The organism is Streptoalloteichus hindustanus (assembly GCF_900129375.1).
Taxonomy (GTDB): domain Bacteria; phylum Actinomycetota; class Actinomycetes; order Mycobacteriales; family Pseudonocardiaceae; genus Streptoalloteichus; species Streptoalloteichus hindustanus.
In genome coordinates this window covers 1-23,457 of sequence record NZ_FQVN01000002.1, presented here as the reverse complement: position 1 = coordinate 23,457, position 23,457 = coordinate 1, and the positions used below count along the sequence as shown (strand labels likewise).

22 protein-coding genes are annotated in these 23,457 nt (G+C 73.2%); 10 read left to right on the top strand and 12 right to left on the bottom strand.

Going from position 1 to position 23,457, the window contains the following annotated elements; all coding sequences use genetic code 11:
* Positions 1-15: 15 nt before the first annotated feature.
* On the bottom strand, positions 16-1,269 hold the full coding sequence (locus BUE43_RS05670) for a ketosynthase chain-length factor (RefSeq protein ID WP_073480352.1): 1,254 nt from the start codon (positions 1,267-1,269) through the stop codon (positions 16-18).
* Entirely contained in the window at positions 1,266-2,534 is a 1,269-nt protein-coding gene (locus tag BUE43_RS05665; RefSeq protein WP_073480351.1) for a beta-ketoacyl-[acyl-carrier-protein] synthase family protein, read from the bottom strand. Before BUE43_RS05665 ends, BUE43_RS05670 begins: the two co-directional genes overlap by 4 nt.
* 377 nt (positions 2,535-2,911) lie before the next feature.
* Here BUE43_RS05665 and BUE43_RS05660 point away from each other — a divergent pair, with 377 nt between their 5' ends.
* Positions 2,912-3,973 carry a serine hydrolase gene (locus BUE43_RS05660; protein WP_143173978.1) on the top strand — a complete coding sequence of 354 codons (1,062 nt, stop codon included), beginning with the start codon at positions 2,912-2,914 and terminating at the stop codon, positions 3,971-3,973.
* On the opposite strand, the gene BUE43_RS05655 is transcribed toward BUE43_RS05660, so the two are convergent.
* The 5 genes from BUE43_RS05655 to BUE43_RS05640 form a co-directional block, all read right to left on the bottom strand.
* Entirely contained in the window at positions 3,908-4,636 is a 729-nt protein-coding gene (locus tag BUE43_RS05655) for a peptidoglycan recognition protein family protein (protein WP_073480349.1), read from the bottom strand. The genes BUE43_RS05660 and BUE43_RS05655 overlap by 66 nt on opposite strands.
* 299 nt (positions 4,637-4,935) lie before the next feature.
* Entirely contained in the window at positions 4,936-5,109 is a 174-nt protein-coding gene (locus tag BUE43_RS34065) for a hypothetical protein (RefSeq protein WP_159447692.1), read from the bottom strand.
* 94 nt (positions 5,110-5,203) lie between these two features.
* Positions 5,204-6,139, bottom strand: a complete 936-nt coding sequence (lepB, locus tag BUE43_RS05650) for a signal peptidase I (protein WP_073480348.1) — start codon at positions 6,137-6,139, stop codon at positions 5,204-5,206.
* Between the two features lie 422 nt (positions 6,140-6,561).
* Positions 6,562-7,770 (bottom strand): acyl-CoA dehydrogenase family protein, encoded by a 1,209-nt coding sequence (locus BUE43_RS05645; protein WP_073480347.1) that lies wholly within the window; start codon positions 7,768-7,770, stop codon positions 6,562-6,564.
* Positions 7,771-7,802: 32 nt separating this feature from the next.
* Positions 7,803-9,095, bottom strand: coding sequence for an acyl-CoA dehydrogenase family protein (locus BUE43_RS05640; protein WP_073480346.1), 1,293 nt, complete (start codon positions 9,093-9,095; stop codon positions 7,803-7,805).
* Positions 9,096-9,567: 472 nt separating this feature from the next.
* Here BUE43_RS05640 and BUE43_RS05635 point away from each other — a divergent pair, with 472 nt between their 5' ends.
* From BUE43_RS05635 to BUE43_RS05625, 3 genes are read left to right on the top strand one after another with little or no spacing between them, the layout of a single operon-like run.
* A complete protein-coding gene (locus BUE43_RS05635; protein WP_073480913.1) occupies positions 9,568-10,560 on the top strand; it encodes an SDR family oxidoreductase in 993 nt (330 codons plus the stop codon).
* Positions 10,557-11,366, top strand: coding sequence for an alpha/beta fold hydrolase (locus BUE43_RS05630; RefSeq protein ID WP_073480345.1), 810 nt, complete (start codon positions 10,557-10,559; stop codon positions 11,364-11,366). Before BUE43_RS05635 ends, BUE43_RS05630 begins: the two co-directional genes overlap by 4 nt.
* Positions 11,363-12,724 carry a hypothetical protein gene (locus BUE43_RS05625; protein WP_083959385.1) on the top strand — a complete coding sequence of 454 codons (1,362 nt, stop codon included), beginning with the start codon at positions 11,363-11,365 and terminating at the stop codon, positions 12,722-12,724. Before BUE43_RS05630 ends, BUE43_RS05625 begins: the two co-directional genes overlap by 4 nt.
* A gap of 112 nt (positions 12,725-12,836) precedes the next feature.
* Here the strand turns inward: BUE43_RS05625 and BUE43_RS05620 are convergent, their stop codons facing one another.
* From BUE43_RS05620 to polX, 3 genes are all read right to left on the bottom strand, one after another.
* Positions 12,837-13,556 (bottom strand): methyltransferase domain-containing protein, encoded by a 720-nt coding sequence (locus tag BUE43_RS05620; protein WP_234995569.1) that lies wholly within the window; start codon positions 13,554-13,556, stop codon positions 12,837-12,839.
* An 86-nt stretch (positions 13,557-13,642) separates the two neighbouring features.
* Positions 13,643-14,617 carry a CapA family protein gene (locus BUE43_RS05615; protein WP_073480343.1) on the bottom strand — a complete coding sequence of 325 codons (975 nt, stop codon included), beginning with the start codon at positions 14,615-14,617 and terminating at the stop codon, positions 13,643-13,645.
* A gap of 2 nt (positions 14,618-14,619) precedes the next feature.
* Positions 14,620-16,341: a DNA polymerase/3'-5' exonuclease PolX gene (gene polX, locus BUE43_RS05610; protein ID WP_073480342.1), complete on the bottom strand. Its 1,722-nt coding sequence runs from the start codon at positions 16,339-16,341 to the stop codon at positions 14,620-14,622.
* A 223-nt stretch (positions 16,342-16,564) separates the two neighbouring features.
* Between polX and BUE43_RS34060 the strand changes: the two genes are divergently transcribed.
* From BUE43_RS34060 to BUE43_RS05590, 5 genes are all read left to right on the top strand, one after another.
* Positions 16,565-16,705 (top strand): hypothetical protein, encoded by a 141-nt coding sequence (locus BUE43_RS34060; RefSeq protein ID WP_159447691.1) that lies wholly within the window; start codon positions 16,565-16,567, stop codon positions 16,703-16,705.
* Positions 16,702-17,586 (top strand): MNIO family bufferin maturase, encoded by an 885-nt coding sequence (gene bufB / locus BUE43_RS05605; RefSeq protein ID WP_073480341.1) that lies wholly within the window; start codon positions 16,702-16,704, stop codon positions 17,584-17,586. The genes BUE43_RS34060 and bufB overlap by 4 nt, the downstream gene beginning before the upstream one ends.
* On the top strand, positions 17,579-18,469 hold the full coding sequence (locus tag BUE43_RS05600) for an HvfC/BufC N-terminal domain-containing protein (protein WP_073480340.1): 891 nt from the start codon (positions 17,579-17,581) through the stop codon (positions 18,467-18,469). The genes bufB and BUE43_RS05600 overlap by 8 nt, the downstream gene beginning before the upstream one ends.
* Before the next feature lie 99 nt (positions 18,470-18,568).
* A complete protein-coding gene (locus tag BUE43_RS05595) occupies positions 18,569-19,003 on the top strand; it encodes a hypothetical protein (protein ID WP_143173977.1) in 435 nt (144 codons plus the stop codon).
* A 205-nt stretch (positions 19,004-19,208) separates the two neighbouring features.
* Positions 19,209-20,015 (top strand): class I SAM-dependent methyltransferase, encoded by an 807-nt coding sequence (locus tag BUE43_RS05590; protein WP_073480338.1) that lies wholly within the window; start codon positions 19,209-19,211, stop codon positions 20,013-20,015.
* A gap of 57 nt (positions 20,016-20,072) precedes the next feature.
* Here BUE43_RS05590 and BUE43_RS05585 read toward each other — a convergent pair whose 3' ends face one another.
* Both BUE43_RS05585 and BUE43_RS05580 read right to left on the bottom strand, forming a co-directional pair.
* Positions 20,073-21,662, bottom strand: coding sequence for a beta-N-acetylhexosaminidase (locus BUE43_RS05585; RefSeq protein WP_073480337.1), 1,590 nt, complete (start codon positions 21,660-21,662; stop codon positions 20,073-20,075).
* A 138-nt stretch (positions 21,663-21,800) separates the two neighbouring features.
* Complete coding sequence (locus BUE43_RS05580; RefSeq protein WP_143173976.1) at positions 21,801-22,946, bottom strand: NsdA family TPR-like regulatory protein; 1,146 nt, start codon at positions 22,944-22,946, stop codon at positions 21,801-21,803.
* A 225-nt stretch (positions 22,947-23,171) separates the two neighbouring features.
* Here BUE43_RS05580 and BUE43_RS34960 point away from each other — a divergent pair.
* Positions 23,172-23,457, top strand: a 286-nt coding sequence (locus BUE43_RS34960; protein ID WP_234995633.1) for a hypothetical protein, incomplete at its 3' end; no start/stop codon positions are given.

Below are 23,457 nucleotides of genomic sequence, written 5' to 3'. Positions count from 1 at the left end.
CTTTCCTCTCGTCGTTCAGTTCTGTGCGGCCGCCCGCAGCACGAGGGCGGCGTTGAATCCGGGGTAGCCCCTGGCGAGCACCAGCGCCGTCCGGAGCGCGGCGGGACGCGGTCGCCCGAGGACGAGGTCGATCTCGAACGCCGGGCGGCGCACGTTGACCATCGGCGGGATGACGCCGTCCCGCATGGCCAGCAGGGCGGTGACCACGTCCAGCGCGGCGCTGCCCGCGACCAGCCGCCCGGTGGCCGCCTTGGTGGTCGTGACGGGCACGCCGCGCGGGCCGAACACCTCGGTCAGCACGCGCGCCTCGGCGGCGTCGGCCGAGGGGTGCCCGTGCGCGTCGGCGAAGACGACGTCCACATCGGACGGTGCGACTCCCGCGTCGGCCAACGCCGTCTCGACGGCGCGGCGCAGGCCGGGAGGCCGTCCCCGCCCCGGCGCGGGGTCGAAGGTCGCCGCGTGCCCCGCGACGACGCCGTAGGGCCGCGCCGCCCGGGCCACCGCGCGCTCCGCCGGCTCGACGACGAACATCGCGCCGCCCTCGCCCGGCAGGTACCCGCCGGCCGCCTCGTCGAACGGCAGGTACTCGCCGACCGGGCTGAGCATCCCGCCGGCGATCTGCGAGGTGAAGGCGGCGGGGTTCAGCGCGGCCTCGGTCGCCCCGGTGAGCACGACCGCCGACCCCTGGGCCAGCGACCGCCGCGCCTGGGCCACCACGTCGAGCCCGCCGGCCTGCTCCGCGACGAGCACCCCGGACCAGCCCTTCATGCCGTGCCGGATGGAAAGCTGACCGGTGGTGGCCGCGTAGAACCACGCGATGGACTGGTAGACCCCGACCCTGCTCGGGCCCTCGGCCCACAGCGCCTGGAGCTCCCGCTGACCGAACTCGTTGCCGCCGGAGCCGCTCGCGGTGTGCACGGACAGCTCGTACTCGGGCAGTTCCGCCGGGTCGACGCCCGCGTGGGCCAACGCGAGCTCGCCGGCCAGGAGGCCGAAGTGCGTCCACCGGTCGGTCTGCACCACCAGCCGGCTGGGCACCCGCGCGCTGTCGAAGTCCGGGATCTCGCCGGCGACGCGCAGGGGGTAGCCCGTGGTGTCGAAGCGCGTGATGGGGCGGATGCCGCAGGCGCCGGCGAGCAGGTTGCGCCAGTACTCCTCCAGCCCGACGCCGATCGCGGTGACGGCGGACATCCCGGTGACCACGGCGGCGTTCCTGGCGTCCCCCGTCCTCCGCGCGGTCGCCGGGACCGCCGTCGCGACGCTGGTCATCGGCCACTCCCTGCCGGTCCGCGCAGGACCATCGCGGTCTGGAAGCCGCCGAACCCGCTGCCCACCGACAGCACCGCGTCGACCCGGCGCTCCCTGGCCACCAGCGGCACGTAGTCCAGGTCGCACTCCGGGTCGGGGTTGTGCAGGTTCGCCGTCGGGGGGACCACGTCGTGGTGGATCGCCAGCACCGACGCGGCCACCTCCAGCGAGCCGATCGCGCCGAGCGAGTGGCCCACCATGGACTTGATCGAGCTGACCGGCGTCCGGTAGGCGTGCTCGCCCAGGCTGCGCTTGAAGGCCGCCGTCTCGTGCCGGTCGTTCTGCTTGGTGCCCGACCCGTGCGCGTTGACGTAGTCGACCTCCTCGGCCGGCATCCCGGCCTCGGCCATGGCCAGCCGGATCGCCTCCGCCATCTCCACGCCGTCGGGCCGCAGCCCCGTCATGTGGTAGGCGTTGCACCGGTTCGCGTAGCCGTCGACGGTGGCGTAGATGCGCGCACCGCGACGCCGGGCGTGCGTCATGGACTCCAGCACGAGCACGGCGGCGCCCTCGCCCAGCACGAACCCGTTGCGGAGCGCGTCGAACGGGCGGGAGGCGTGCTCCGGGTCGTCGTTGTTCGGCGAGGTCGCCTTGATCGCGTCGAAACAGGCGACGGTGATCGGGGAGATCGGCGCCTCCGAGGCGCCGGCCACCATCACGTCCACCTCCCCGTCGGCCACGAGGCGGGCGCCGTGGCCGACGGCGTCGAGGCCGGCCGTGCAGCCGGTGGACACCAGCGCGACCGGTCCCTCGGCGCCCGCGAGCCACGCGACCTCGGCGGCGACCGAACTGGGGACGAGGTGGTGGTACAGGTGCGGGATGGCGTAACGCGGGTCGACCTCCCAGCGCGCGCCGCCGTCGCTGAGCACGACGTACTCCCGCTCCAGGCTGATCGTGGCGCCGACGGCGCTGCCGATGCTCACGCCGACGCGCTCCGGCGGCGACTCCCCCAGCACACCGCTGTCGGCGAGCGCCTCGTTGGCGGCGACGACCGCGAACTGCGCGCACCGGTCCATGCGCCGGACCTGTTGCGGTGACAGGTGGTGCTGCGCCGGGTCGAAGTCGCACTCGGCGGCGATGCGCGAGCGGTAGCCGGACGCGTCGAACCGGGTGATGGCCCTGGTCGCGGTGCGGCCCGCGGTGAGCAGCTCCCAGAACTCCTTGACGCCGACACCGCCAGGGGCGACGACGCCGAGCCCGGTCACGGCCACCTGAAGGCGGGTCACCCGAGCGCCTCCACCGGACCCGACGGTCCCCGGCTCGCGGTCGTCTTCTCTCTCGGGCGGAACATCGGCGGCCTTCCCTGGGTGTGTGTTGCCGGTCAACGGTTGGAAAGGCAACGCGCGCCCCGGCCCCTGCTTCAACTCGTGCCACCCACGGGTGTGTCATTCACCCACTCGCACGCGTGGCAAATGCTGCCGCTTTGCCCACCCTGTCACTCTTCGTGAACAGCACCGCACCAGTGGTTATCGAGGCTTCGCCACGCGCTCGACGCGCGCACTGGTCACCCTGGTTCAGGGCGACCCGACACGCGACCGTCCCGGACGCCCCCACCCCACGGTCGAGCCCCGGACTCCGGGCGCAGCAGGGAGGTGTGACCGCGATGCCGGGCCCGCGGCGCGCCCTCCTGAGCACGGTGGCCACACTCGTGCTCGTGGCCAGCTCGTCACTGGCCATGCCGGCCGCGTCGTCATCCAGGCACACCGCCGCGCTGTCGGCGACCACTCCACCCTCCGAGAGCTCGCCACGGCCAGCGCCGCCCGCGCGGCCGATGCGCTACCGGCGGTCGCCCGCGTCCCGGTTCCCCCCGACTCCGCTTCCGCCCTTCGTCGCGCCGACCCGGTCTCCCGTCTCGCTCGCCGCGCTGGACCCGTTGCTCCCCGCGGACCCGACGGCCCTGCCCGGTCGGTTCGTCGTCCCGCTGGTCCCGCTCGGGCCGCTCCCGCCCGACCCCGTCCGTCCCGAACTCGCGGTCGCCGCGCGGGAGGCCGCTCCCTCGGCCCGGCTGGGCATCCAGGTCCTGGACCGCGACAGCGGCCGCACCGTCGTCGAGTGGGAACCCGAGCAGCAGTTCGCCAGCCAGTCACTGGTGAAGCTGCTGCTGGCGGTGGACTGGCTGCACACCCACGGACCGCCCGACGCCGCGCGCCGCTACCGGCTCGGGCGCATGCTCGCGGTCAGCGACGACAGCGTCGCCGACGAGCTCTGGTCGACCAACGGTGGACCGGAGATCGTGGACCGGATGAGCGAGCTGGTGGGGCTGCGCGGCACCACCCCGCCCGCCGATCCGACCATGTGGGGCGACACCCGCACCACGGCCGCCGACATGGTCGCCCTCTACCGCTACCTGCTGGAGCGCGCGCCGCCGGCGCACCGCGCGCTCGTTCTGGACGCACTCGGTGCGTTCGCGCCTTCCGCCGCCGACGGCTTCGACCAGGCGTTCGGCATTCCCACCGTCGCGCGCGGACAGCACTGGGTGGTGAAGCAGGGCTGGGCGTGCTGCCTTCCCGGCTACTCGCTGCACACCACCGGGGTGGTCGGCGCGAACAACCGCTTCGTCGTGGCCGTGCTCAGCGAGCACCCCACCGCCGGGCGGTGGTCAGCGGCTGTCGCCGCCGTCAACGCGGCCACCGCGGCCCTCGTTCCCGCCCTCGCGGCGTCCTGAGCCGTGCCGGACGACCCGCGGCCCCTTCGGCGCCTCGCGCAGGCCCATGAGCTCGGCGACATCCCTGCGGACCTGGTCGAACTGCGCGGAGAAGGCGTCGCCCGGGCACTCCGTGGCCAACCAGTCCCGGTGCCGGGAGACCGTGTGCACGGCCTTGGTCAACCCGCTGTCCGGGTTGCGGTACTCGATCACGCCGAGGGGGTCGAGCCCGCAGGCGCGGCAGAGCAGCGCGAGGGTGAGCGCCAGGCTGCGGCGCGCGTGAATCGTCGGTCCCTCCGTGGTGAAGGTGCCGAGCAGGCAGATCCCGATGTTGCCGGGATTGCACCCGCTGACGTGTCCCGCCGTCACCGCACGGGCCGTGCCGTTGAGCGGGAGCCGTTCGAGGACCGGGAGCAGGTCTCCCCCGGAGTGCCGGCCCTCGTAGATCGTGCCGAGCGGGTCGATGAGGAGGTGGTACCCGATGTCGCCCCACCCGCGTTCCGCGGTGTGGTAGCGGTAGACGGCGCGGACGGTCACGCGCGGGTCGTTGTCGACCGGTGTGGCCGTGTGGTGCACGGTCAACGCCTGCACCGGTGAGAACTCCCTCGGCCAGACCTCCTTGCCGTCGGCGTCGAACCGTAACGACTCGTCAGCGCCCCAGCCGGCGCGGGTCAGGAAGGACACGGCACACCCCCGATCCACAGTGGACGGTCGAGCCGGTGCGGCGGTCCGGCACGACCTGCCGCGCCCGCCCTTCAGGGGCGGGTCCTCTACCCGTTCTTCCTACCCTGCCCGGGGAATCGGCGGAATCCGCCAGTGGGGCGGTCCACTCCGGTTTCGGTCGCGATCCCCCGGGTTCTGGCGTCCCGCCGGGGTGATCCGCTCCCGCTCGACGTTGCGACGTCAAGGAAGTGGCCGGGGACAACGGCCGCGGCGGGCTTTCCGGGAACACTTCCGCTCGGGGCGGCGTCCACGCCGGCCGGTCAGGTGGAGGACCTTCTCCTGGCGACCCCGCGGTTGACGACCACGGTGAGAAAGCCCGCCACCAGCAGGATCAACAGCAGCTCGACGGCGCCCACGCTCCCAGCGAAACCCACGAGCTGCAACAGCACCAGCGTCAGGCCACAGAAAACCAGGATGGACAACAACGTGCCCATACCCCGTTTCGCCGCCACGCGATCCCCCGTCGTCCAGGGAGACCATCGCGTCCCCCGACCACATCCCATCGCAGTCGGGGGACGGTGTCATCCGTCATTCGTCCTTCGCGGAGCCGAAAATCCCTCGCGCCCGGCACGTGCCGCGACGAACGAGCCAGAGCACGGGCCAGGCGCCGACGAGACCCATGCCGACGGGAATGCCGGCCTGCCAGGCGGGCGCGCCCAGCGCGGACGCCTGGGCCTGCGGGTTGTGGTCGCCGATGCCCTGCCACCGCGTCGGCGGCAGGACGATCACCCTGGCCTTGCCGATCACGTTGTCCACCGGCACCGTGCCCTGGGCGTCGTCGTCGACGTGCGCCCGCGAGTCGGCCGAGAAGTTCCGGTTGTCGCCCATCATCCACAGGTGCCCCGCCGGCACGGTGATCCGCCCGAAGGGCGGGCTCATCTCCGGCCCGCTCCCGTTGTGCCAGTAGAGGTAGGGCTCGTCGAGCAGCTTGCCGTCGACGCGGACGCGGTGGGCCTCCTCGTCCCACTCGACCGTCTGGCCGCCCACCGCGATGACCCGCTTCACGAAGTCCCGCTCGTCCGGCTGGCCGATCCCGACCGCGGACGCGAGATCCTGGAACCACCGCATCACCGGATTCGACGACCGGCTCCCGGCGACGTCCGAGTTCCGGCCCCACGAGTCCGGGCCCTTGAACACCACCACGTCGCCCGGCTCCGGATCCGAGAACCGGTACGTCACCTTGTCCACCAACACCCGGTCGTTGGTGCACCCCGTGCAGCCGTGCAGGGTCTGCTCCATCGACTGCGACGGAATCACGTACACCCGCGCCAGGAACGTCTGGATCAGGAACGTGAGCACCAGCGCGGTGAGCACCAGCAGCGGGAACTCCCGCCAGAAGGAACCCTTCTTCTTGCGCCGGCCGCCCGGCTCCGGGGCGGACGCGTCGGGAGCCGACGACCCGCCCGCGGCCGGGGCGTGGCGCGGCTCGTCCTGGGATGCTGTCGAAGACGCCAAGTCGGACACCCCGCCAGACTAGGCGAGATGATCACTTCGACCCGCTGACCAACACACGCGCCGGTCGGCCGGACCGTTGCCGGGCGGCGCCTCCACCCTCCCGGGTGACCCCAGGTCAGCCCCCACCCGTCCCGGGGGGCGAGCCCCGCTCCAGCCTATCGGCCGAGACCCCCGCGCCGACAGCGCACCACGAGCTCCTGTGGACAACCGCGGAGCCTGTGGACAACTCCTCACCCACAAGTGGGACACAGCCCGAGATGGTCATCTTGGTGTGCTCCACTGGAGGTTTCGTCTTCTCCGCCCTGGAACCGGACGCCCACCACGCAAGCCCGGAACAGGGAGCTCACCACACAGTTCACCAGAACGAGCGACGGCCCGAGGACCGCCACGTCCTCGGGCCGTCGACCCGGTCGTCCGCCGCGAAGAGCGCCCTACCGCAGTTCCTGCGACGACTTCCCGAGCAGGCGCCGGGCCACGATGAGCTGCTGGATCTGTTGCGTGCCCTCGAAGATGTCGAGGATCTTGGCGTCGCGGGCCCACTTCTCCAGCAACGTGTGCTCGCCGTACCCCAGACCTCCGCACAGCTCCACGCAACGGAGGGTGATCTCGGTGGCCACCCGGCCGGCCTTCGCCTTGGCCATCGACGCCTGCAGCGAGTTCGGCTTGTGGTTGTCCGCCATCCACGCCGCCTGGAGCGTGAGCAGGTACGCGGCCTCCCAGTCGGCCTCGGCCGCGATCAGGGCCGCGGCGGCCGCCGGCTGGATGTGGGCAGGACGGTCGTAGTCCACCGTCACGCCGGCCTCGGCGAGCAGCCGGCGGGTCTCCTCCAGGGCGGCGCGGGCCAGCCCGACCGCCATGGCCGCCACCAGCGGCCGCGTGTTGTCGAAGGTCTGCATGACGCCGGCGAAACCGCGCTCGACGTCGATCTCCGGGCTGCCGAGCAGGTTCTCCTTCGGCACCCGGACGTTGTCGAGCCGGAAGTGCGCGGTGTCCGACGCCCGGATGCCCAGCTTGTGCTCCAGCCGCACCAGTTCGAAGCCCGGCGTGCCCTTCTCCACCACGAACGACTTGATCGCCGCCCGTCCCCGGCGGCGGTCCAGCGTCGCCCACACGACGACCGCGTCGGCCCGCTCGCCCGAGGTGACGAAGATCTTCTCCCCGTTGAGCACGTAGTGGTCGCCGTCGAGCACCGCCGTCGTGCGGATCGCCGCCGAGTCCGAGCCGCAGTCCGGCTCAGTGATCGCCATGGCGGCCCACCGGCCGCGGAAGCGTTCGAGCTGCTCGTCGTTGGCGACCGAGGCGATGGCCGCGTTGCCCAACCCCTGCCGGGGCAACGCGAGCAGCAGACCCACATCGCCCCAGCAGAGCTCGATCGTGCCGAGGACCGTGGCGAGGTTGTTGCCGTTGCGGACCTCCCCGTTCCCGGCGCTCCGCTCCCGGCGCACCCCGGTCGCGCCGGCGCCGCTCTCGCCGGAGGCGTTCATGCCGTCGAGCACCGCCGCGAGCATGTCCAGCTCGGTCGGATAGCTGTGCTCCTCCCGGTCGTAGCGCCGGGAGTGCGGTCGGAAGATCTCGGTCGCCACCTGGCGGGCCTGGTTGACCAGCGCCGAGAACTTCCTCGGGACCTCAAGGTTGATCATGCTGTTGTCCGTTCCCTCGCGCGGCGGCGGCCCTAGACCAGGACCACGCCCTCCATCACGCCCACCGCGCGCAGGTCGCGGTACCACCGCTCGACCGGGTGCTCCTTGACGAACCCGTGCCCGCCGAGCAACTGCACGCCGTCGCTGCCGATCGCCATACCCCGGTCCGCGCACAGCCGCCTGGCCAGCGCCACCTCGCGGGCGAACGGCAGGCCCTGCTCCGCCCGGCTGGCGGCGCGGTAGGACGCCAGCCGCATGCCCTCCAGCTCGATCGCGATGTCGGCGACCCGGAACGCCACGCCCTGCCGGTGGCTGAGCGGCTCGCCGAACGCCTCCCGGCCGTTGACGTAGGGGATGACGTAGTCCAGCACCGCCTGCGCGGTGCCCACGGCCAGCGCGCACCAGCCCAGCCGGGACAGCCGCACGCAGTCGGCGTAGACGTCCGACGTCCCGCCGCCGAGCATCGCCCCCGGCGGGAGGGAGACGCCGTCCAGCACGAGACGGCCCATGCCGGCCGCGCGCAGACCCATCGCCGGGTCCGCCTCGATCGTCACGCCCGCGGTGTCGGACTCCACGAGGAACAGCACGGGCGCGCCGTCCAACTCGGCGGCGACGACGAACAGTTCGGCCTGGGCGGCCCGGGGCACGAGCGACTTCACGCCGTCGAGCACGTAGCCGCCGCCGGCCCGCCGGGCCTTCGTCCGCAACGCGAACGGGTCGAACAGCGGGCGCGGCTCGACCAGGGCCAGCGCCGCAGCGGGCACGTCGTCGCCCACGAAGGCCGGCAGGTAGGTGGCCTGCTGCCGTTCGTCGCCCCACAACACCAGCGCGGTGCTCACCGCCGTCGGCGCGAGGCAGGCCACGGCCAGGCCCATGTCGCCGTGCGCCATCGCCTCGGCGACCAGGACGTTGGTCATCGCGGAGCGCTCGTCGCCCGCGCCACCCAGCGCCTCGGGCACGCCGACCAGTCCGACGCCGAGTTCGGCGGCCCGGCCGAGCAGTTCGGCCGGTGGGGCGCAGCGGGTGTCGGCGTCGGCCGCGGCGGGGCGCAACTGCTCGGCTGCGAACTCGACGACGGTGTCGCGGATCAGCCGCTGCTCGTCCGTCGGGGTCAGGTCGAACAGGCCGCGTTCGCCCGCGCTCGGCAACCGCGCGGGTTCGCCGCGCTGGCGCACCGCGCGGAACGAGCGAGTCGCCGCGCCGAGGGTGCGGAACCCCGCCCGCGTCGCCTCGAACGCCACGCGCTCCGCGGGTTTGCGCAGTCCGAGTCGATCGAGGACCGACGCGCCGCCCACCCGGTTGACCAGCGCCAACCCGATGCCCATGACATCGCGTCGGAGCCAGCGGGCGCGTCGCCCGCCGTGACCGTTCCTGTCGGCCATCTCCGCTCCCTCCCGGGCTGCCCAGCCCGACCTCCACTTACCTACTCTAGAGTAGACTTACTCACAAGTAAACTAGTGCGACCACCTCGGCCAAGGTGGGAACAGAGGCCGCCACAACGTTCCGCGCAGGGATTGCCGACGGATCGTTCGCCACGTCACGACGAGACCGAGGGCCGCAACCTCCCCTGAACTGTCCACTGAGGACAAACGGGGAACAGAGAGCCTCGTTTTCCGCAGCACCAACGAAAACGGGGCTCCGCCGAGTTGTCGTCGACGACGATCCGCCGCCAATGCCGGGAAGCACCGGGATCGCCGATCGACAGCACCGGCGGTGACGGACGTGGCACGGGTACGAAGCGTGAACGCGGGTATCCCTGGGGCGAGCAGGCCGCCGAGCGGAAGGGGTGTGCGCAGCATGCGGTGGCGACTTCGGGGAGCTGTCGTCGTGGTCACCGGCGCCTCCAGCGGGATCGGACGGGCGACGGCCCTGGCGTTCGCCCGCCACGGCGCGGCGGTGGTCCTCGCCGCGCGTCGGGCCGCGGCGCTGGAGTCCGCCGCCGAGCAGTGCCGCGCCCACGGCGTGCCGGCCATGGCGGCGCCGGTCGACGTGACCGACGAGGAGGCGGTGCGCGAGCTGGCGCGGAGCGCGGTGGACCGCTTCGGGCGGCTCGACGTGTGGGTGAACAACGCGGGAGTGACGTTGTGGGGCCGCACCGAGGAAGTCCCGATGACGGTCTTCCGCCGGGTGATGGAGACCGACTTCTTCGGCTACGTGCACGGAGCCCGCGCGGCGCTCCCCCACTTCCGGGAACAGGGCAGGGGCGTGCTGATCAACAACGCCTCGTTGTTGTCGGTGGTCTCGGAGCCGTACGCGGCGGCCTACGTCGCCGCCAAGCACGCCGTGCTCGGCTTCGCCAAGTCGCTGCGCCAGGAGCTCGCGCTGGACGGCCTGGCGGGCCGCGTCCGGGTGTGCTCGGCGATGCCCGCCACGATCGACACGCCGTTGTTCCAGCACAGCGGGAACTACGCGGGTCGCAGGGCCAAGGCGATGCGCCCGGTCTACCCACCGGAGCGGGTCGCGCGAACCCTGGTGAACCTCGCCCGGTGGCCCCGACGCGAGGTCTTCGTCGGCCCCACCGGCCGGATGCTCGCGCGCCAGTGGCGCATCGCGCCCGCGCTCACCGAGCGGGTCACGGCCTGGGTGGTCGACCGCGACCAGTTCGAGCGGCAGCGCCTGGTGCCCGCCGACGACGGCAACCTGTTCGCGCCGGTGGGGTTCGGCGACTCCGTCGACGGCGGCTGGGGCGGCCGCCGGGCCCAGGCGCGACGCCGCGCGCTGACCGCCGCCGTGGCCGGCGCCGGGTTGGTCGGGGCGACCGCCACCGCCCTGCGTCGCCCCAGGCGATGACGGTGGAACTGACCAGCCGGTGGACGGCCGCCGCCGGCACGCGGGTGCACAGCCGCACCGGCGGAGCCGGTCCGCCGGTGGTCCTCGTGCACGGGCTGGGCGTGGCCAGCCCGTACTGGGAGCGCACGGGCGCGTTGCTGGCGCGGTGGTTCCGGGTGCACGCGCCCGACCTGCCCGGCTTCGGCCGCACCCCGGGACCGCGGGAGGCGCTCGACATCCACCAGCTCGCGGAGGCGCTGGCCGACTGGATGCGGGCCGCGCGGGCCGCTCCCGCCGTCCTGGTCGGCAACTCGATGGGCTGTCAGATCATCGTCGACCTCGTGGTGTGCCACCCCGACCTCGCGCGCCGCGTGGTGCTCGTCGGCCCGACCATCGACCGCACCGTGCCCGGCGCGTGGTCCCAGGTTCTCCGGTTGGCGCGCAACGGCCTGCGGGAGCCACCTCGGCAGTTCTGGGTCGTCGCCAGGGACTACGCCCGCGCCGGCCTGGGCCGGGTCCTGCGGACCTTCCTGCTGGCCATGGCCGAGCCCACCGAGACCCTGCTCCCCAGGGTGCGCGCGCCGACGCTGGTGGTGCGGGGCGAGTGGGACAGGCTGGTCACGGCGACCTGGGCGGCCCACGTGGCCGACACGGTGCCGTGCGGCCGCCTGGTCACCCTGCCCCGCACCGCGCACACCGCGAACCAGGGCGCACCGGGGCCGCTGTCCCGGGTCGTGCTCGCCTTCGCCGTCCAGGAGATCCGCGCCCAGGAGATCCGAGGCCAGGAGATCAGAGGAGCCCGGGAGATGCGAGGAGGAGCCCCGTGAGCCGGATGCTGGCGGCCCGGTGCCTCACCGACTTCGACTCGTCGGTCTGCGGCGTGCGGGCCGTTTCCCGGGCGCTGCGCGGCCGCGACGTCGGAACCCTGGGCCTGCTGCCCTCCTCGCGCGCGCTGGCCAACAGCTTGGCGAGCCTGCCGGAGCCGGTACGCCGCCGGCTCTTCGTGCTCACCGGACAGCAGCAGGGCGCGCCCGAGCGACTGGTGCGCCGCCTGCGCGCCCACGACCTCGACGAGTGGGTGACGTCCCAGTACGGTCCCGGCCCCTACCCCGCGGTGCTGGTCGGCGCGGCCAGTGGCGCCGCGGTGCACCTGTGCACCGCGATGGGCGCGCCGTTCCTGCCGCAGACGCTCCTCGTCGGGGTGCGACAGTCCACAGAGGACATTGACGACCCGAGGGCGGCGATGGCCGCGTTCGACCACGCCGGCCGTCGTCTGGTCGAGGCGAACCCGGACCTCCAACTGCACCACATGCACGACCCGAACCAGGACCGCCCGATGTTGGCCCGGTTCGGCTACTTCCGGCTCAAGCGGCTTCGCCTCGGCCCGGTGCTGGAACGGTTCTGCCGACAGCGGCTGGCTCCCGGCGGCACGATCCTGGTGCTCGACTGCCGACTGCGCTGGCCGTCGACCGCGCTCGGCGAGCGCCGGTTCTTCCAGTTCGGGGCGCTGGGCGGGATTCCGGCGGCGGAGTACCTGGCCGGCAGCGAACGGGTCGGCCGGTTCCTCGCGGAGCAGGGCGCGCCCGTGCGGCGGTGGGACCCTCCGGAACCGGACGGCGAGACGGCGGAGGCAGAGTGGGGATTCGACCCCGCACTCTGGGACGACGTCGAGCTTCTGGCGCGCCGCTACGGTTTCCGGGCCCGGCGGATCGTGGTCGACCACCCGGAGGCGCTGAGCCCGTTCGTGGCCGACCTGTACCGCGACTGGTACCGGAGGCGGGGACTGGCCGCCGACCGCCTGCTGGTCGAGAGCTACAACCAGACCGAACCACTGTGGACGTTCCGGCTGGGGGCGGTTCCGCTGTGGCTGCACTTCCCGGTCACCTCGGCTTATCAGCGGGCACAGGAGTACCTGGACTCCCGAGGCGTGCCGGCCGAGATGTTGGTGAGCCTGTTCGCCAACGGACTGCGTTCCCTGGGGCAGGTTCCCCTGGACCAGTGGCGGGAACTCGCCGCACGCGCCACCCGGCACGGAGAGTTGATCGGTGTCGCCGAGCACGCGTATCCCGCTGATCTCGGTTCCACCGCTCGGTATGCGCGATCCCTGGCCCGCTACGGCCCACGGCACCCGGTTCCGCCTCCACTGCCCGTGTCAGCGGTGGAGGACTTCCTGCCCCTGGACTGAGGATCACTTCAGCCCGGTCCCGGTGATGGGGCGTCCCGACGCCGTACTCGGGCGCCGCGATCCGACAGGGCACTCAGACAGCGTGTTCAAACAGCTTGTTCAAACAGCGTTCTCAATCGAAGAAACGCGCCATGTGCACGGCGTCGGCCTCGTCCTCCGGGCCGCGCACGGGGGTCAGGTCGGCGAACACGGTCGCCCCGTCGCACGCCGCGTGCAGTGGACGCCACCGCCGCTCGCGTCCGGGTTGGACGCAGATGCCCTTGATCGTCTGGATGTCCAGCAGGCGCACGTGTGTGGGGTCGGCGACGGCGTTGACGTGCCGCCACCACGGCGCGAGGACGTGCAGCACCCCGCCCGGCCGCAGGACACGGTGGCACTCGTCCACCAGCGGCAGGAAGTCCACGAGGTGTTCCAGCACGTGCACGGTGAACACCCGGTCCACCGACCCGTCGGCGAACGGCAGCCCGTCGGACAGGTCCGCCAGCACGTCCACCGCGCCGGTCAGCCGCTGGTCCACGCCCACGTTGCCGGGGTACTGCTTGGTCGCCCCGCACCCGAGGTCGAGGACCACCGGCTCCCGCCCGGCCACGACCACCCGGTCCCACACCGCGGTCACGCCGTCGAGCCGGCCGATCAGGTCGCGCAGGACCGCGAGGTGCTCGGCCCGGTCGAGTGCTCCCGTCAGGTGGGCCACCCCGCCCGCGAACCGGACCTCCACCTCCATGCCCCGCACCCGGTCGTCGTACTTGAGCAGTTCGGCGGTGGCGGCGGCCAGGTGCTCGTCCCACCGCCGCACCCGGTCCTCCGAGGGCGCGAACATCCGTGTCGTCACCGTGCCTCCCGTCTCCGGACCCCGCCGCTCACTTCCGCCCGGCTACCCGAGCCGCCAGCCGGGAAAACGCTCTTCGCCGGCTGGGCTCACGCCCCGTCGCGACAGCGGATGCTCAGGTAGTCCCCCTCGTCGGTGACGGTGGTGCCGAGCGCGGCGCAGGCCAGGGCGAAGCGGTCGCGAATCCACTCGTACTCCTGCGGGTCGGCCAGCCGGGTGTGGCAGTAGTCGAGCGCGATGGGCACGGCGTCGATCCGGTCCAGCCCGGCCCGGTCCAACGTGATCAGGAACAGCAGGCCGCGGTCGTTGCGCAGCCAGGGGTGCGTGGCGTAGTCGTCGACGAAGTCGCCGAGGTCGAACAGCACGGAACCGCCGACGCCGTGGAACACGTGCGCCGAGTGGCCGGCGACGACGGTCGCGCCCGCCTCGACCAGTTCGGCCGCCGCCTTCCGGACGTAGGACAGCGGAGACGGCACCATGTTCGGCCCCCAGTGCGGCGTCACGAGGACGACGTCGCACTCCGCCCGGAGCCGCCGGATCTGGTCGGTGAGCCAGTCGGGCACCCCTTCCGGCAGGTCGGCGTGCGCCACGCCGGGCGCGGACGCGCCGGCCGCGTACTCGGCGGGGTGGTCGGTGACGCCGAGGACCGCCAGGCGGAGCCCGTTCACCTCGAACGTGCGCGCTGCGCGGGCCCGCTCGACGTCCGTGCCCGCCCCGACCACCCTGATCCCGACCCGGGACAGGTGGTCGAGCGTGTCGAGGAGCGCCCTGGCGCCGTAGTCGAGCGCGTGGTTGTTGGCCAGCGTCACGCAGTTGACGCCCAGTTCGGCCAGGTCGGTCGCGGCCGACGGCGGGGCGCGGAACCAGAACCGCTTCTCCGGGTCGGGCCACGGGCTGCCCCGCTCGGAGACGCAGCACTCCAGGTTGAGGACGACCAGGTCGGCCTGGGCGAGGGCCTTGCGGACGCCGGCGGAGAACAGCTCCCGCCCGCCCGGTCGCCGCAGCCGCTCGGCGACGCCGCGCCCGAGCATCGTGTCGCCGGCCATGGCGATCCGCACGGCCATGGTCACCGTCCCTTGCGCAGGAAGGACCGCAGCGTCCGCAGCGGCCAGGTGTTGATCACCTCGTCGGCGGTGAGCCAGCCCCGCTGGGCCGTGCCGACGCCGTACCGGAGGTAGGGCAGGTGCACCACGGAGTGCGCGTCGCTGTCGACGGCGAACCGCACCCCGTGCCGGCGCGCCCGCAGGATGTTCTCGTCGGACAGGTCCAGCCGGTCGGGGGCGGCGTTGACCTCCATGGCGGTTCCGGTGCGGGCGCAGGCGCGGAACACCTCGTCGAGGTCGACGTCGACGGCGGGCCGCCGGCCCAGGAGCCGGCCGGTGGGGTGCCCGATGATGTTGACGTGCGGGTTCTCGCAGGCCCGCACGAGACGGCGGGTCATCTCGGCCGCGCTCTGGTTGAAGTGCGAGTGGACGGAGGCCACGCACAGGTCGAAGCCGGCGAGGAACTCCTCCGGCCAGTCGACGCCGCCGTCCGGGTCGATGTTGAGCTCGGTTCCGTGCAGCAGCCGCATGCGGTGGTGCCTGCCGTCCAACGCGCGCACCGCCTCCCGCTGCGCCAGCATCTTGTCGTCCGACATCCGCTGCATGTAGAGGTTCGGCGCGTGGTCGGTGACCGCGTAGTAGGAGTGGCCCAGCCGCGCGGCGGCCGCGACCATGTCGTCCAAAGAGGACACTCCGTCGGTGAGGTCGGTGTGGGTGTGCAGGTCGCCCCGCAGGTCGCCCTCGGCCACCAGGTCGGGCAACTCGCCCCGCAGCGCCGCCTCCACCTCGCCGCGGTCCTCCCGCAGCGGCGGCGGGATCCACGGCAGGCCGAGCCGCTCGTAGACCTCCTCCTCGGTCTGCGACACGACGAGGTCGCCGGTCCCGACGTCGAACAGGCCGTACTCGGAGAGCTTGAGCCCGGCCCGCACCGCCCGCTCGCGCAGCCGGATGTTGTGCGCCTTGGAGCCGGTGAAGTACTGCAGGGCCGCGCCCCACGCGCCCAGCGGCACGACCCGGAGGTCCACCTGGAGCCCCTTGGTGGTGCGCACCGAGGTCTTCTTGTCCCCGCTGGCGATCACTTCGTCCACATAGGACAGATTGGTGAAGGTCTCCACCAGCGGGCGGGGATCGTCCGCCGCCGACAGCACGTCGATGTCGCCGATCGTCTCGCGGTAGCGCCGCAACGAGCCCGCGTAGGTGCACCGGGCGCACCCGCTGACGGCGGCGAGCTCCGCGACGATCTCCTCGGCGAGGTCCATCGCGACGTTGAGGTGCACCCGGTCACCGGCCTGCTGCATCACCGCGATGCCGTGCAGGATGTTCTCCTCGGTCCGCTCCCCGAACCCCCGCAGGCCGCGCAGCCGCTCGGCGCTGATCGCCTCCACCAGCTCGTCCACCGAGGAGATGCCCAGGTCCCGGAACAACATCATGGCCTTCTTCGGCCCCAGCCCCGGGATCGCGGTCATCTGCCGCACCCCGGCGGGAATCCGGGCGCGCAGCTCCTCCACCACCCGCACACCGCCGGTGCGCAGGTACTCCTCCACCTTCTCGGCGATCGAGCGCCCCACGTGCGGGATCTCCTGCAACGCCTTCGGGTCGAGCCGGGACACGTCCTCGTGGTAGCCGCCGACGGCCCGCGCCGCCTTCTCGTAGGCGCGGGCCTTGAACGCGTCGCCACCGGTGATCGAGATGAGGTCGGCGTACTCCTGGAGGAGGGCCTCGACCTCCTCGTTCGGCCGGGCCATGCCCCGAGTCTAGGTCGGTGGGGACGGGCTCGCCGGTCACCGCGGCGCCCGCCGACACCGGGGCCGACCCGCCCGGGCCGCGCCACGGCGCTCACTCAGTTGGCGGAAGCATGGCCTCCGACGAGGGAGAGGACGGGCCATCCGGTGGCGTCTCGCCCGACCCTCGCCTAGGTCAGTACGTGGCGTGTCCACGCCATCACTCCGGGCTGCCGAGGAGCGCGACGTGGCGAAGAAGCGGGAACACGACGGACACGCCGAGGCGGTGGCGGAGCCGGACCCGCCGGCCGCCGGGCAGCGGCGGACGCGGCGGCGCCGGCAGCGGGCGGGCACCGCCGTCCCGACCGGTCGAGCACTGGCCCGATGAGCGCGCCGGCCACGGACGCGCGCCCCGACGCCGGGCGGCGACTCGGCGTCCGCGACCTCGGTTTCGGCCTCGGGCTGCGCACGCCGCACCTGCGGCACGTCCGCGAGCACCAGCCCCGGGTCGACTTCTTCGAGGTCGTCTCGGAGACCTTCCTCGACTCCCACGGCGGGCGCCGCCGGGCACTCGACGAGATCAGCGAGCACTACCCCGTCGTCCTGCACGGCGTCTCGCTGTCCATCGGCAGCGCCGACCCGCTCGACTTCGACTACCTCGCCCGGCTCAAGCGCCTCGCCGAGAGCGTGCGCGCCGAGTGGGTCTCCGACCACGTGTGCTGGACCGGCGTGCTCGGCCTCAACACCCACGAGCTGCTGCCGCTGCCGTTCACCGAGGAGTCGCTGGCGCACGTGGTGCGCCGCGTGCGCACGGCGCAGGACTTCCTGGAGCGCCGGCTGGTGCTGGAGAACCCGAGCAGCTACGTCGGGTTCACCGCCTCGACGCTGTCGGAGTGGGAGTTCCTCGCGCGGATGGCCGAGGACGCCGACTGCGGTCTGCTGCTGGACGTCGGCAACGTCCACGTCTCGGCGGCCAACCACGGCTTCGACCCGGAGGAGTACCTGCGGGCGCTGCCGCACCACCGCGTCGCGCAGATCCACCTGGGGGGCCACCGCGACCACGGGTCGCACCTCGCCGACACCCGCGACTGCCCGGTCGCCGACCCGGTGTGGCGGCTGTACCGGACGGCCGTGCGGCTCACCGGCGGGGTGTCGACGCTGGTGGAGTGGGACGACCAGGTCCCGCTGTTCCCCGTCCTGGAGGCGGAGCTGGCCACGGCCCGCCGGCACGCGGCCCGCGCGCACGACCAGGACGGCGCCGATGCGTGAGGACTCCGAGCTCGCCCGGCTCCAGCGCTGGTTCCAGGCGGCGGTGCTGGCCCCCGAGGAGCCGGGCCCGGAGACCGAACGCCTGCTCACCGGGTCCGACCGGCAGACCGCACGCCAGCGGCTCGCGGTCTACTGGCGGCGGTACCGGTCGCGGCTGCTGGAGAACATGCGCGCCCTGCACCCGGGGCTGGTGCACCTCCTCGGGCGGGAGCTGTTCCACCAGTTCGCGCTGAGCTACCTGGAGGAGCACCCCTCCCGCGCCCGCACCCTGCTCGGGCTGAACGAGCGGTTCGCCGAGCACCTGGCGCGCACCCGGCCGAAGCCGAAGGACACCGCGGGCACCGGCGGCACCGGCGATGCCGACGGCGGCCAGGCCTGGCCCGACCTGGTGATCGACATGGCGCGGTACGAACGCGTCCGCACCGAGGTGCTGGAGGGGCCCGGCGCCGAGGACGCGCCCCGGCTCCGGGAACTCCCGCTCGGCCCCACCGGCCCGCTGCCGGACCTCGGCCTGACCCCAGCGCCCTGCCTGCGCCTGCTGCGCACCACGTTCCCGGTGCACGCCTACGTCGCCGCCGTGCGCCGGGGCGCGGACCCGCTTCCGCCCGAACCCCGGCCGACCTTCGTCGTGGTCACCCGGCACGACTTCGAGGTCGTCACCCGGGAGGTGACGCCGCGCGCGCACGCGACGCTGGGGGCGCTCGTCTCCGGCGCCACCGTCCGCGCCGCCCTGTCCGGCCTCGGCCGGGAGCAGGCCGTCTCGTGGCTGCGGGACTGGGTGAACAGCGGCTTCTTCGTCGCGGTCACCCCGCCGCGGCCGGCCGAACCCGACCAGCGCGCCACCGCCCGGTCGCCGGTTCCGGTCGTGGAAGGCACGTCCTGACCGACCGGACCGGTCGACTCGGCGGGGAAGCGCGGACCGCGAACGCGTCTCGACACCCGGGGGTGTTCGGCTGTCGGCGCGGTGCGGTAACACGGTGCGGTGCGCAGAGAGTTGGGCGGCGGGTGGTCGATCGACCTCGACGGGACGGTCGTCGGCCGGGTGATCGGCGCGAACACCCGGTTCACCGGGTTCGGCCGGACGGTCTGGGCCGCCGTGTGGGACCTGCCCGCGGTCGAGCCGCCGGCCGAGACGCTCGCCTGGCTCAAGACGGGCGCGCGCCCCCACGGCCTGCGGGGGTTCGAGGAACCCGGCTCCGACGACGAGGAGCTGCGGTACGCCTCGTGGTGCCGGGAGACCGCGGCGGGCCAGGACCGGTACGGGCTCTACGCCTACACCGTCCGGCCCACCTCCTACGTCCACACCGCCTTCCTCGCGACCGTCGCCGACGACCTCGACTGGGCCGTGACGGCGTGGCGGTCCCTGCGGCACCGGCCCGGCCGCGACCACGGCGGGGCGCCGCTCGCCGGGAGCTGACCGCCGCCGACCGCCGGCTCACCCGGGCAGTGCCACTCTTCCGGGTTAGGTCGACGGCCAACCACCACCGACGGTGCCGCACGGCCCGGGGGTGCGACACTTTCGGGCCGTCCTGTCGCGTGCGCCCTGCCGGCCCCGGACGCGGGGCGCACGATCGACGGGGGCGGGCCGTCGTGTCCCGCCACGACCGCCGCGGAGCGTGCCGATGACGACGACCGCCGGTCCCACCGCGGAGCGGTACGGGGACCACCTCTTCCACCACGGTCACCCGAGTGAGTTCGCCCGGTTGAGCGCGATGGCCGCCGCCCTGGACCCCGGCAGCCGGGCGCACCTGACCGGGCGCGGCGTCGGCCCCGGCTGGCGGTGCCTGGACCTCGGCGCCGGCACCGGCAGCGTCAGCCGCTGGCTGGCCGAGCAGGTCGGCGACGGCGGCGAGATCGTGGCGGTGGACCAGGACGTGCGGTTCCTCTCCGGGATCGAGGAGGGGAACGTGACCGTGGTCGAGGCCGACGTCACGGCCGAGGACTTCGCGCCCGGCCGGTTCGACCTGGTGCACGCCCGGTTCCTGCTGATGCACCTGCGCGAACGGGAGGCGTTCCTCGCGCGCGTGGTCGACTGGCTGCGCCCCGGCGGCTGGCTGGTCGTCAGCGACGCCGCCGACCTGGGCACCCCCTCCTCGGACAACGCGGCCTACCGGGCCACCATGGCCGCCTACTGGCACGCCGTCGCCGCCACCCTGGGCAGCGACATCACCTTCGGCCGCCGGTACCCCCGTCCGCTGGCGGCGCTGGGACTGGGCAACCTGGGCGTCGGCGTGCACTTCCCGGTCGTCGCGGCCGGCTCGGGCATCGCCGAGTGCTGGCGGCTCACCCTGGAACAGACCCGGAACCACGTCCTGGCGACCGGCGCGGTCACCGCCGAGACCATCGACGAGACGCTGCGGTACCTGGCCGCGCCGACGACCTGGGACCTGTCCCTGGCGATGATGACCGCGTGGGGCCGGAAGGTGTGAGCGCGGCGGCGGGCGCGGGCGGAGCCGGGAGGACCGCCCGCGCCCGACCGGTGGGGGTTACCTCCAGGGGATCTGCGGCGACCGGTGGAACCCGATCCCCATCCGCTCCCAGCGCGGGCCCTGCGCGCCCAGCCGCTCGCGGAAGCCGTCCCAGTCGCGCGCGGCCTTCGGCGACCAGCCCAGCTCCGCGATCGCCGGCAGCCGGGGGAAGGCCATGTAGCTGACGTCGGCCAGGTCGGTCAGCGTCTCCGTCCACAGTGGAGACTCGACGCCGAGCACCGAGGACTCCGGCAGGTCGGCCAGGTGCCCGCCGGGCTCCCAGCCGTAGGCGTCCCTGACCTCGATGTAGCCGGCCCAGGTCAGGCCGAGCTTCGTGCTCCGGTCGTACTTCATGTCCAGGTAGGTCCGGTTGGCCGGCGACATGATCACCTTGTTGCCACGCTTCGCCGCCTCGACCACCGCCGGGCTCTTCGCCGACCGGCCCCAGTACTGGAGCACCGCGTCCGAGGGCGTTGTCGCGTTGGCGATCTCGTGCCAGCCCACGGGCGTCTTGCCGTGCCGCCGCACGATGGGCAGCGCCCGCTCCACGAAGGCGCGGTAGTCGGCGGGCGAGGTGGCGTGCGTCTCGTCGCCGCCGAGGTGCAGGTACGGGCCGGGCGTCAGCGCCGCGAGCTCGCGCACGACGTCCTCGACGAACCGGTAGGTGATCTCCTTCGGCACGCACAGCGAGCTGAAGCCGACCTCGGTGCCGGTGTAGAGCGGCCGCGCCTTGCCGTCGCAGTTCAGCTCGGCGTAGGAGGCCAGGGCGGCGTTGGTGTGGCCGGGAACGTCGATCTCCGGAACCACGGTCACGTGCCGCCGCCGCGCGTGCTCGACGATGTCGCGGTACTGGTCCTGCGTGTAGTAGCCGCCGGGCCCGCCGCCCACCTCGGTGCTGCCGCCGTGGGCCGCCAGCCGCGGCCAGCTCTGGATCTCGATGCGCCAGCCCTGGTCGTCGGACAGGTGCAGGTGCAGATAGTTGATCTTGTAGAGGGCGATCCGGTCGATGTGCCGCTTGACCTCGTCCACGGTGAGGAAGTGCCGCGCCACGTCGAGCATCGTCGCCCGGTACCCGAACCTCGGGTAGTCGAGCACCGTGCCGCCGGGCACCCGCCACGGGCCGCGCTGCCGCTCGTCGCTCTCCACGCTCGGCGGGAGCAACTGCCGCAGCGTCTGGACACCGGCGAACAGGCCCGCCGGCCGCTCGGCGCGGATCGTCACCGCGCGCGTCGTGACGTCGAGCTGGTAGCCCTCCGCCCCGACCCGGGGGTCGGCGCCGCCCAGCCGCAGCAGGATGGCGTTGCCGGTGTAGCCCCTGGCCGGCATGACCGGCAACCAGTACCCGGTGGACCGGCGCAGGAGGTCGGCGAGCTGCTCGGCCACCTCCTCCGCGCCCGGATCCACCTGGATGCGGGTGAGCGGGTTGATCGAGAACGTCTCGTCCGGGTTGGCCCGGGACTCCACCGGGGCCGGCACCACGTCGCCCAGCCGCGTCTCCGGCGCGGCGGCGGCGACCGGCTCGGCCCCCGTCGCGACGCCGGACAGCCCAGCCAACAACAGCGGAGCCACGAGCAAGGAGAGCAGGGCCCGCCATCGTGCGTGTCTCATCGGTCGTCCCTTCCGGCGGCGGCCATGCGACAGCCGGTCCCGGCCGTCGGTCCCCACAAGGCACGAAACCACCGCGCGGAACGGGTTGTAAGCCGACGAACGGCTCAAAGCCGCCGAGGCACTGCGGCCGGACAGACCTCAGATCCGCACTCCGCGCAACGCGGCGGCTTGGGAGGAACCCACGTCGCGCGCGTGGTCCAACGCCGCCCGCACAATGGCGCGCCCCCGGCTCGACCGGACTTCCCCGACGTGGGGCCAGAGCAGCCGCAGGGTCTCCTCGGCGTCCCGCCACGCGCCGGCGAGCACCTGCGCACGCATCAGCATCGCCAGGTGGATGTACGCCCCGCGCCGGGCACGGGCCGGAGTGAGCTCGACGCAGCGCATGAGGTTCTCGATCGCGTCCGACCAGTTCTCCGCGCAACCCGCGACCATGCCGGCGTGCCAGGCGAGTTCGCCCTCGGTGAGCCACCACGCCCACGCGGGGTCAGAGTCTCTGGTGCCGTCCTGGTGGAGGCCGACGGCCTTCCGCCAGACGCGGCGGGCCTCGCCGTCGGCCCCGGCCTGGGCCAGGGCGCGCGCCTCCCGGATGCGGAAGAGACATTCCAGGCGTGGGGAGAGCGAGCGGGAGCCGAGGACGTTCCGCGCCAGGCGCAACGCCTCGACCGGCCGCCCCTGGTCGGCGACGTGCATGGCTGTGTTCTGCACGACCAGCAGGTCCAGGCTGGCGTCCCCGGCGACGGCGAGATGGTGCCGCGCCGCCAGGTTGAGCCGGCGCACCTCGTCGTGCAGGCCAGCGTCGTACGCCAGCCATCCGGCCACCTCGGCCAACTCCCCGATCACGGCGTGGACATCGGGTTCGACACCGGCCCGGCACGGGTGGGTGGCCACCTGTCGTCGCGCGGTGGCCACCGCCCGGATCGCGAGCGGGGCCGAATCATCTCCGCCGGTCGCGACGTCCAGGTGGAGCAGTGTTTTGACGAGGTTCCGCGCCACCGCCAACCATTCGGCGTCCAGCGGTTCCCGTTCCTCCAGCGACCAGCCCTTCGCTCCGGTCGGCTCGGTGTGCTGACGGAACACAGCGCCCAGCCCATCGCCAGCACCACAAGCATCGACGGCCACTCGCGAGAAGCCCTCGGGCGCGGCCCGATGCCCACCCTCGCTGTGCGGGATCGAGGCCCCGCCGTAGTGCACTCGCTTCGCGAGTGCCGCCTGGCTGATCCCGAAAACGGTGTGGGCCGCCCGAAACGCGGCGCCCATCCGGAAACCCTCGGTCTTGCCGGTCACGTCGCCTGACGCTAGCCCACACCCCTACACCACACGATCAAGCAAGTGGGCGTCCTGCCCACATCCGCCCCTGGCCGACCTCGCAGCGTTTCCTGGCTCCTGGCCGGAGCTTCCCCGCCCCCGATGGGGACAGTTCCGCTCCCCGCCCTGTGATGCCGGTGGCTCCGCCACCGGCATCACTCCGCCACAGCACGAGAACCGCTCGGAGAGCGATCGGTAGGCAGCGTGGGCGGCCTGTTCGTCCCTCCCAGTCGCACCTGGCTGCCGTTTGCCGGCAAACGGCACGCGCAACCCTCCGGCCGCAGGCCCAACGGCATGACCGTGAATGGCTGGACGTTCCCGCACTTCCCGGTCACGCAGCAGCGCTGCGACGAGAGCCGCGGTGGTCAGCTGGAAGTGGTTCGCCTGAGTTTCTCGGTGATCAGTGCGCGGAGGTCCTTCTTCGACACCTTCCCCACCCCCGTCTCCGGGAACGACTCCACGAACTCCACCCGATCCGGAATCTTGAACC